The organism is Gillisella terrae (assembly GCF_004801395.1).
GTDB lineage: Bacteria > Pseudomonadota > Alphaproteobacteria > Rhizobiales > Rhizobiaceae > Allorhizobium > Allorhizobium terrae.
In genome coordinates this window covers 1-7,944 of record NZ_SSOA01000022.1, presented here as the reverse complement: position 1 = coordinate 7,944, position 7,944 = coordinate 1, and the positions used below count along the sequence as shown (strand labels likewise).

The window sequence follows — 7,944 nt, the reverse complement described above, 5'->3', positions numbered from 1 at the left end:
ATCTTCAATTGTCAAAGAACTGACGGTCAAAACCGTCAAAAAATCACCTCAACCAAACCGCAAAGCTCGGTCGTCTAACTCTAAAAGCTATCCAGATGATTTCAATAGAGCGAAATCAACACTTCCTTAGAAGCGCCGCCTCGTTCGGTGAAGCGGGTTCTAGGACTAACACACAAATATGTCAAACGGATTTTTTCAGTTTTATGACGTTTTTTGTAAGCGACTGAAAAGCAAAGAACTTATCACCGCTTACCTTATCCACGCCACTTTTCTGTTTTCGCCAGCCATTGACGCGTTCTCGCTTCTGGATCGCTGTTGCGGGTAATGTCCGTCACCACAGCCGCGCAATCGGCCTGATGGGCAAAAACATCGTCCAGTCGCTCCACTGTTATTCCGCCGATTGCCACAAGAGGAATGGCCCCGGCTTTGGCTTTCCAGGTCTGCAATTTCGCAACGCCCTGCTGTTCCCACTTCATCTGCTTCAGAACTGTGGGCCAGATTGGACCAAGGGCCAAGTAGTCGGGCTGGGCTGCGAGGGCAATGTCCAGTTCCGCGTCATCATGGGTGGAAAGGCCAAGCCGTGCACCTGCTTTGCGGATTGCCGAACGATCGGCATCCGCAAGGTCTTCCTGTCCAAGGTGGATGAAGTCACATCCTTCATCCAGTGCGATGCGCCAATAGTCATTGATGATCAGTTGGCAATGGTGCGCTGCACAGGCGGCTTTTGAACGTCTTATGTGATTGCGTAATTCTGGCTCAGGCGTTTCCTTCATACGCAGTTGCACGAGCTTGACGCCAAGCGGGATCAAGCGGTCAATCCAATCGGCGCTATCGACGATGAGGTAAAAGGGATCGAGTTTCATGCAAACACACCTTTACCGATAACGGGGGTGGATGGAACGGCCATATCTCGTGGCTCCAGCATTCCGGCAAGATAGGCGGTATGGCCCGCTTCAATCCCTCTTGCGAAGGCATCCGCCATCAATATCGGATCCTGAGCACTGGCCACGGCCGTGTTGAGCAAGACGGCATCAAAGCCAAGCTCCATCACGGTCGTGGCATGGGATGGTCTGCCAATACCGGCATCGACAATCAGAGGTGTATAAGGAAACTCGGCACGCATAGCCCGTAAACCGGGTATATTTTGTGGCCCCATGGCGCTGCCAATCGGGGCGCACCAGGGCATAAGCACCTTGCATCCCGCTTCCAGCAATCGTTCACCAACAATGAGATCCTCGGTGGTGTACGGGAAAACCTCAAAACCATCGTCGCTCAGAATACGCGCTGCTTCGACAAGCTGAAAAACATCGGGCTGTAAGGTGTCCTGATGGCCAATCAGTTCCAGCTTGATCCAGTTGGTTTTGAAAACGTCTCTGGCCATTTTAGCTGTCAGCACGGCCTCGGAAACGCTGTGGCATCCGGCTGTGTTGGGCAGCACGCGCACGCCGAGTTCTCTGATCAGCTCAAAAAATGCGCCGCCGGATTTTCCGCCTGCCGTTTCGCGGCGGAGTGAAACTGTGACAATCTCGGCTTTTGAATGGCGAACCGCATCGGCCAAGACGGCGGGGGAAGGATAGCGAGCCGTTCCCAGCAACAGGCGAGACGATAATTCCACATCATAAAGTCTTAGCATATCAGCCTCCTTGCATGGGTGAGAGAATTTCGATGCGATCACCCTCTTGCAAAACATGGGTTTGCCGGTCCTCGGCGTGGACGAGTTCACCGTTGACGGCCGTGGCCAGCCACTCACCTTCATACTCCAATCGGTGAAGGAGTAAGGATAGCGTGGATTCGGCGGTTTCCAGCAGTTCGCCATTGACAAGAAGTTTCATGACACCAACCTCGATTTTTGATGCACACTCACCATCTCGACAATCCGGTCGGCGGCCTGCCGCGCCATAGCCGGAGATAGTAAAAATCCGTGACGATGCATGCCAGCAATAGCCACGCCATCGGCAGTTTCGGTGACACGCGGGATATTGTCGGCAAACGCCGGACGAATGCCGACGCCGGTTTCTATCAATCGCGCTTCACCGAAAGCAGGGTGCAGGGTGTAAGCTGCGTTGAGAAATTCCATCAGGGAGCGGGCGCTGATCGGACCATCGTCTTCGGCTTCAATCATCGTGGCCCCGACCATGAAGCGATGGTCAGCGCGAGGCACAATATAAATCGGATGGCGCGGATGCAGCAGGCGCACGGGACGATGCAGCGTAACCTCTGGTGTTTGCAGATAGATCATCTCACCTCGCACGCCGCGCAAGTCTGGCTGCTGCGCAATAGCGGCGGCACCGGTGCAATCCACCACCGTATTGAAGGCCGAGACATTCGGCGTGGGCACATCACCCAAATGAAAAGACACGCCCTGGCGCAACAATGCACGCCAGAGACCGCTCAATGCCTGACGCGGATCGAGATGCGCTTCTTGCGCGAAAAACAAGCCGCGCCGAAAGCGCCCGGCCAGAGAGGGTTCCAGCGCGGCAATCTGTTCCTCATTCACCCATTCAAAGCCATGGGTACGGCTGGCGAAGCGATTGAGATCGCCCACATCCCGGCCGGGGGCCAAAACTAATGTGCCATTACGGGTGACCGATCCGGGCAGCGCCTCCTCCCACCAATCGGTCGCCTGAAGACCAAGGGTGAGGACAATTTCCTCGGTCGCCTCGCGTTCGCAATAGGGCGCGAGCATACCGCCCGCATAGTGTGAGGCCCCCTGCCCTACGGCCGGAGCACTATCCACCAGCGCAACCTTGATGCCGCGCCGGGTTAATTCCGTGGCCAAGGTGAGACCGGCAACGCCGGTCCCTTTGATCAACACGCTCATATCACTCACCTGCGGGCTGGTTGGTCCCCTCAGCAAGCGGCATATAGAGATCGCCGCCATCGCGGTATTTTGCCGCCATGGCTTCCAGCCCCTCTTTCTGCGCTTCCGCCCGAATGTCGTGCGAGATTTTCATCGAGCAGAATTTCGGGCCACACATGGAGCAGAAATGCGCGACTTTGTGGGCGTCTTTTGGCAGGGTTTCATCATGGAAAGAGCGGGCCGTGTCTGGGTCGAGAGACAGGTTGAACTGATCTTCCCAGCGGAATTCGAAGCGGGCGCGGGAAAGTGCATCGTCGCGCACCTGTGCTGCCGGATGGCCTTTGGCGAGGTCGGCGGCGTGGGCGGCGATCTTGTAGGTGATGACGCCGGTTTTCACGTCATTGCGATCCGGCAGACCCAGATGTTCCTTCGGTGTGACGTAACACAGCATGGCTGTGCCGAACCAGCCGATCATCGCTGCACCAATGCCAGAGGTAATGTGGTCATAACCCGGTGCGATGTCAGTCGTGAGGGGTCCGAGCGTGTAGAAGGGGGCTTCGCCACAGACGGCCAATTGCTTGTCCATATTGGCTTTGATCTTGTGCATCGGCACATGGCCGGGGCCTTCAATCATCACCTGACAATCCTTGGCCCAGGCAATTTTGGTCAGTTCGCCCAAGGTTTCCAACTCGGCAAATTGGGCGGCATCATTGGCATCGGCAATCGAGCCGGGGCGAAGGCCATCACCCAGCGAGAAGGACACATCATAAGCGCGGCAGATGTCGCATATTTCGTCAAAATGCTCGTAGAGAAAACTCTCTTTATGATGATGCAGACACCACTTGGCCATGATCGAACCGCCGCGAGAGACAATGCCGGTGACGCGATTGACGGTGAGATGAATGTAGGAGAGCCGCACTCCGGCATGGATGGTGAAGTAATCCACGCCCTGCTCGGCCTGCTCAATCAATGTGTCGCGGAACACTTCCCACGTGAGGTTTTCAGCAATGCCGCCGACTTTTTCGAGCGCCTGATAGAGCGGCACCGTGCCAATCGGCACCGGCGAATTGCGGATGATCCAATCGCGGATATTGTGGATATTGCGGCCGGTGGAGAGGTCCATCACGGTATCGCCACCCCAGCGGATGGCCCAAACCATTTTTTCCACCTCTTCTGCCATGGAAGAGGTGACAGCGGAATTGCCGATATTGGCATTGATCTTCACCAGAAAATTCCGGCCAATGATCATTGGCTCGCTTTCCGGGTGGTTGATATTGGCCGGGATGATGGCACGGCCCATGGCCACTTCCTGACGGACAAATTCCGGCGTGACATAATCCGGGATAGACGCGCCAAAGCTCTCGCCATCGCGGATCAGGGCTTCTTTTGCGGCTTTGCGGCCAATGTTTTCGCGTATGGCGATGAATTCCATCTCGGGCGTGATGATTCCGGCGCGAGCGTAGGCCAATTGCGTCACAGCCTTGCCGTCTTTGGCGCGCAAGGGCTGGTGGCGCACTGGAAATTCCGGCGTCAGCTTTTCGCCCGTCGCAAAGCCGTTGTCTTCGGGCTTTACGTGGCGGCCATCATAGGCTTCCACGTCGCCGCGGGCCGTAATCCATTGGCTACGAATGCGCGGCAGGCCCTGATCAATGGAAATCGAAGCTTTCGGATCGGTATAAGGGCCGGAGGAATCATAGACATTCACCGGCGGCTCGCCGGATGTGGGATGCAGCGCGATCTGGCGCATGGGCACGCGGATATCGGGGTGCAGCTCACCAGCAATGTGGATTTTGGTGGAGGCAGGAAGCGGACCCGTGGTGACTTCGGGTGTTGGGAATTGCGGGGCAATATTCATCTTGAGGCTCCAAGTGTTAAAGTTGGAGACCCAGTCATGACAGCCGGAAAGATGATAAGACGCGAGTAAATTGGATTCGTGGAGAGCCAAGAATCGCATCGCGCTTGCACCGTCCCTACGCCAGTATGAACTGGATCAGGTTCAACGGGTCACCGCGCTGCCATTTCTTGCAGGATTTTTATCCGAAAACCGGGAACCACTTTTCGGAAATCCTGCGTAAGCCTAGCGGAATCTCAGCCCCTTGCGGGACACCCCTGGTGAATGCGTCTAGATTAAAGCCGGGTGGGGCCCGGCGTCAATGATTCATTTGGATCAGCGACCCCAAGTGCGTTCCAGCACCGAAATCCAGTTGCCGTGGCAGATTTTGGCAATGGCAGCGGCATCATAGCCGCGATCTTCCAGACCTTTGACCAGCAGCGGCAGCCCAGTGGCATCTTTCAGGCTTGCGGGAACGGTCGTGCCATCAAAATCCGAGCCGAAGGCGACATGATCAACGCCGATGCGCTCAACAATATAATCAACATGGCGCAACAGCACATCCAGATCGGTATCGGGGTTTTTCACGCCATCGTCGCGCAAGAACAGCACGCCGAAATTGACGCCGACCAGACCGCCAGTATCGCGAATCGCATCCAGCTGCTTGTCGGTGAGGTTGCGGCTGTGGGGCGTTAGCGCATGCACATTGGAGTGCGAGGCCACCAGCGGCGCGGTGGACAGCTTGGCAATATCCCAAAAGCCCTGTTCATTCATATGGGACAAGTCAATCATCACCTTCAGTTCATTGCAGGCGCGGATCAGATCTTGGCCAGCCTCTGTTAGGCCGGGGCCAATATCGGGTGAGGATGGAAAGCGAAAAGGCACGCCATGAGCAAAAATATTCGGCCTGCTCCAGACCGGACCCAGCGAACGCAAACCGGCCTGATGCAGCACATAAAGCGCATCAAGATCAGCAACGACAGCTTCAATGCCTTCAATGTGAAAAACAGCGGCAAACACGCCTTGGTCAATCGAGCTACGAATATCGCCTGCCGTGCGGCACACCTTCACCTGCCCTTCGGAATTGGCCTCGATGTCGAACAGAATGCGGGCCATGGCCACTGTTTCATTCAGTGCATCGGGTTGCGATGGGGCAACGAAATCACCATTGGCATCAGGCTTCATGGTCGGCGGTGGCACAAAAATCGCGCACAATCCGCCCGCCAACCCGCCCTGTTTTGCCTTGGGCAGATCAATATGGCCTTCCACTTCCCCTTCCAGAAAGGCTTTATAGGCAGGCATTTTGCCAGATCGGCGCAGCCGCAGCAAAACGTCATTGTGACCATCAAAAACCGGCATGAGGGAGGAAGCGGACATGGTATTTCCTTGAAATGATTGTAACGCCATCGATAAGCAGATGGGTAACCCCTTTTAGAAGAAATCAGGGCCAAGGCCAATGCACGCTTTGCATGGAAGCTCCTTAAATTTATGGGGGCGAAGCATTGATGTTTCGTGCTAGGCGCAGTTTGATATGTGCATGAAGGATTTTGCTATGACGTCCCACCTCAATTGGCGTGCTGCTGAAACGGCAGCGCAAACATTCACCACCCCATGGACGTCTGATACACCGGGCGGTGCCATTCTGGGATTTGATCAGAACGGCATCCGCTTTGCCCTCTGCGGCGGGTTGGAAAGCCTGAACACCCGGCAAGCCTTCACATCGCAAAGCGTGGTGCGCTATGCCTCTGTAACCAAACACGCCTTTTGCACATTTGTGCTAAGCCATCCCGATCTGATCCGCCTTGATGATATGTTGGGGGCGCATCTGCCAGAATTGCAAGAGCCTTTGGCCAGCGTGACCGTCGGTCGCGCTCTGGATATGAGCGGCGGCCTGCCTGATACTCGTGAAGCCTTGAGCCTGCTGGGTCTTTCCGTTTACACCGAGACCCAAGCCCCTGCCCTGCTGGAATTTCTCGCCCGCATGACGCGGCTGAATTTCGAGGCCGGCACAGAGGTCTCCTATTCCAACACGGGCTATCGATTGGTTGAGGCCGCGCTGGAGCGCAAAGGGGTGTTTTTCCGCGATTACATCACCAAGGCAGGCGCAGGTTGTGGTGCGGTGCTGGATGCGCCGGATGTGTGGAATGATACGGTTGCCAATCTGGCCCCCGGCTATTGGCATACTGGCAAAAAATGGCAGCTTTCTGCGGCAGGTCTGCATATTTCCGCCTCCGGCAGCATGACGGGAAGCGCCGAATCGCTGACGCTCTGGCTTCAAAACCTGTTGAGGCGCGAAGATACGCTGGATGTCATGGCCGCACCGCGCCCATTGAAGGATGGACGGTTGAGCGGCTATGGTCTGGGTCTCGCCAAAACCACCCTTGGTGATCGAGATTTCATTGGCCATGGTGGCTCACACCCGGGCTATAAAACCTATTTTCTGCTGGATCCGCAGAACGCTTGCGGCTTTGTCATCGTTTCCAACCGCGAAGACACCAATGGTGGCAAGATTGCCCAAAGCGCCATGGCCGCTCTGCTTGATCTGCCCCTTCCCACACCATCCACGGCCTTGACCGAGGGGCTTTATGTGACGGAAACTGGCCCCGATTGGCTTGAGGTCAAGGGCAGCACCGTGGTTTCGCTGGATGCCGATGATAGCGCCTATGAAGATGGTAATGGCTGGATTTCATCGCGCTCATCTACCTCGCCGATGCGATTGATGATGGACGGTTCCGATATTGTCGGCGAAGTCGGCCACGCTGCCCGCCGCTATTACCCCGCAAAGCCAGAACCCATCCCCGCTGATTTAAGCGGACGATGGCTGTCTTCTGAAGGGGCACATTTCGAGATTGATGGATCAGACGTGATCATGGGCATCGGCCCCACCCGCCACCGCATGCCGCTTCAGGCTTTAGGTGGCGGACGCTTCCTGTTTACCCTGCATGATGGACCATGGACCAAGCGGGTTTGCCTGAATGTGCTGGATGATAACTGTGTGGAACTGGCACTGAACCGGGCGCGGATGATGGAGTATAGGCGGGAACGGTAGAGTAAAAAGACCCCTCCCCAACCCTCCCCACAGGGGGGAGGGAGCAGGTTGAGAACTTTGCCACCCTTGTGGAAATTCATAAATTTATTGGCAAAATGAGAGACTTACCCCGAATGCAACAGGCCTCCTCCCCCTTGTGGGCAGGCCTATCGCATATGGTGAATGAGCTCGAGTAGGTATTTCTCGTTCCATGCGGCCTTTTTGAGTTTTCGTCGCATGGGAACCCTTTCTGGATGCATGGTGGCAATGTTGAGTGCGAGCCGT

Annotated in this window: 7 protein-coding genes and 1 riboswitch; of the genes, 1 reads left to right on the top strand and 6 read right to left on the bottom strand. The window is 55.9% G+C overall.

From position 1 onward, the window contains the following. Nucleotides 1–254: 254 nt before the first annotated feature. The 6 genes from E6C51_RS19920 to E6C51_RS19895 all read right to left on the bottom strand — a co-directional run bounded on the left by E6C51_RS19920 (nt 255) and on the right by E6C51_RS19895 (nt 6,008). Nucleotides 255–863, bottom strand: a complete 609-nt coding sequence (locus tag E6C51_RS19920) for a thiamine phosphate synthase (RefSeq protein ID WP_190237298.1) — start codon at nt 861–863, stop codon at nt 255–257. Further along, on the bottom strand, nt 860–1,633 hold the full coding sequence (locus E6C51_RS19915) for a thiazole synthase (RefSeq protein WP_190237297.1): 774 nt from the start codon (nt 1,631–1,633) through the stop codon (nt 860–862). The genes E6C51_RS19920 and E6C51_RS19915 overlap by 4 nt, the downstream gene beginning before the upstream one ends. Before the next feature lies 1 nt (nt 1,634). Next, complete coding sequence (gene thiS, locus E6C51_RS19910; protein ID WP_190237296.1) at nt 1,635–1,832, bottom strand: sulfur carrier protein ThiS; 198 nt, start codon at nt 1,830–1,832, stop codon at nt 1,635–1,637. Further along, entirely contained in the window at nt 1,829–2,821 is a 993-nt protein-coding gene (gene thiO, locus E6C51_RS19905; protein WP_190237295.1) for a glycine oxidase ThiO, read from the bottom strand. Before thiO ends, thiS begins: the two co-directional genes overlap by 4 nt. A gap of 1 nt (nt 2,822) precedes the next feature. Then, nucleotides 2,823–4,655, bottom strand: coding sequence for a phosphomethylpyrimidine synthase ThiC (gene thiC, locus E6C51_RS19900; protein WP_190237294.1), 1,833 nt, complete (start codon nt 4,653–4,655; stop codon nt 2,823–2,825). Between the two features lie 94 nt (nt 4,656–4,749). Next, a riboswitch (TPP riboswitch) is annotated at nt 4,750–4,921 on the bottom strand. 46 nt (nt 4,922–4,967) lie between these two features. Further along, entirely contained in the window at nt 4,968–6,008 is a 1,041-nt protein-coding gene (locus E6C51_RS19895) for a dipeptidase (protein WP_190237293.1), read from the bottom strand. A gap of 175 nt (nt 6,009–6,183) precedes the next feature. Here E6C51_RS19895 and E6C51_RS19890 point away from each other — a divergent pair, with 175 nt between their 5' ends. Next, complete coding sequence (locus E6C51_RS19890; protein ID WP_190237292.1) at nt 6,184–7,680, top strand: serine hydrolase domain-containing protein; 1,497 nt, start codon at nt 6,184–6,186, stop codon at nt 7,678–7,680. Nucleotides 7,681–7,944 lie beyond the last annotated feature (264 nt).

What these genes read in the sequence shown, in the direction of transcription:
- E6C51_RS19895 (WP_190237293.1), bottom strand. Translation starts at nt 6,008, where the DNA reads ATGTCCGCTTCCTCCCTCATGCCGGTTTTTGATGGTCACAATGACGTT.
- E6C51_RS19915 (WP_190237297.1), bottom strand. Translation starts at nt 1,633, where the DNA reads ATGCTAAGACTTTATGATGTGGAATTATCGTCTCGCCTGTTGCTGGGA.
- thiS (WP_190237296.1), bottom strand. Translation starts at nt 1,832, where the DNA reads ATGAAACTTCTTGTCAATGGCGAACTGCTGGAAACCGCCGAATCCACG.
- E6C51_RS19890 (WP_190237292.1), top strand. Translation starts at nt 6,184, where the DNA reads ATGACGTCCCACCTCAATTGGCGTGCTGCTGAAACGGCAGCGCAAACA.
- E6C51_RS19920 (WP_190237298.1), bottom strand. Translation starts at nt 863, where the DNA reads ATGAAACTCGATCCCTTTTACCTCATCGTCGATAGCGCCGATTGGATT.
- thiC (WP_190237294.1), bottom strand. Translation starts at nt 4,655, where the DNA reads ATGAATATTGCCCCGCAATTCCCAACACCCGAAGTCACCACGGGTCCG.
- thiO (WP_190237295.1), bottom strand. Translation starts at nt 2,821, where the DNA reads ATGAGCGTGTTGATCAAAGGGACCGGCGTTGCCGGTCTCACCTTGGCC.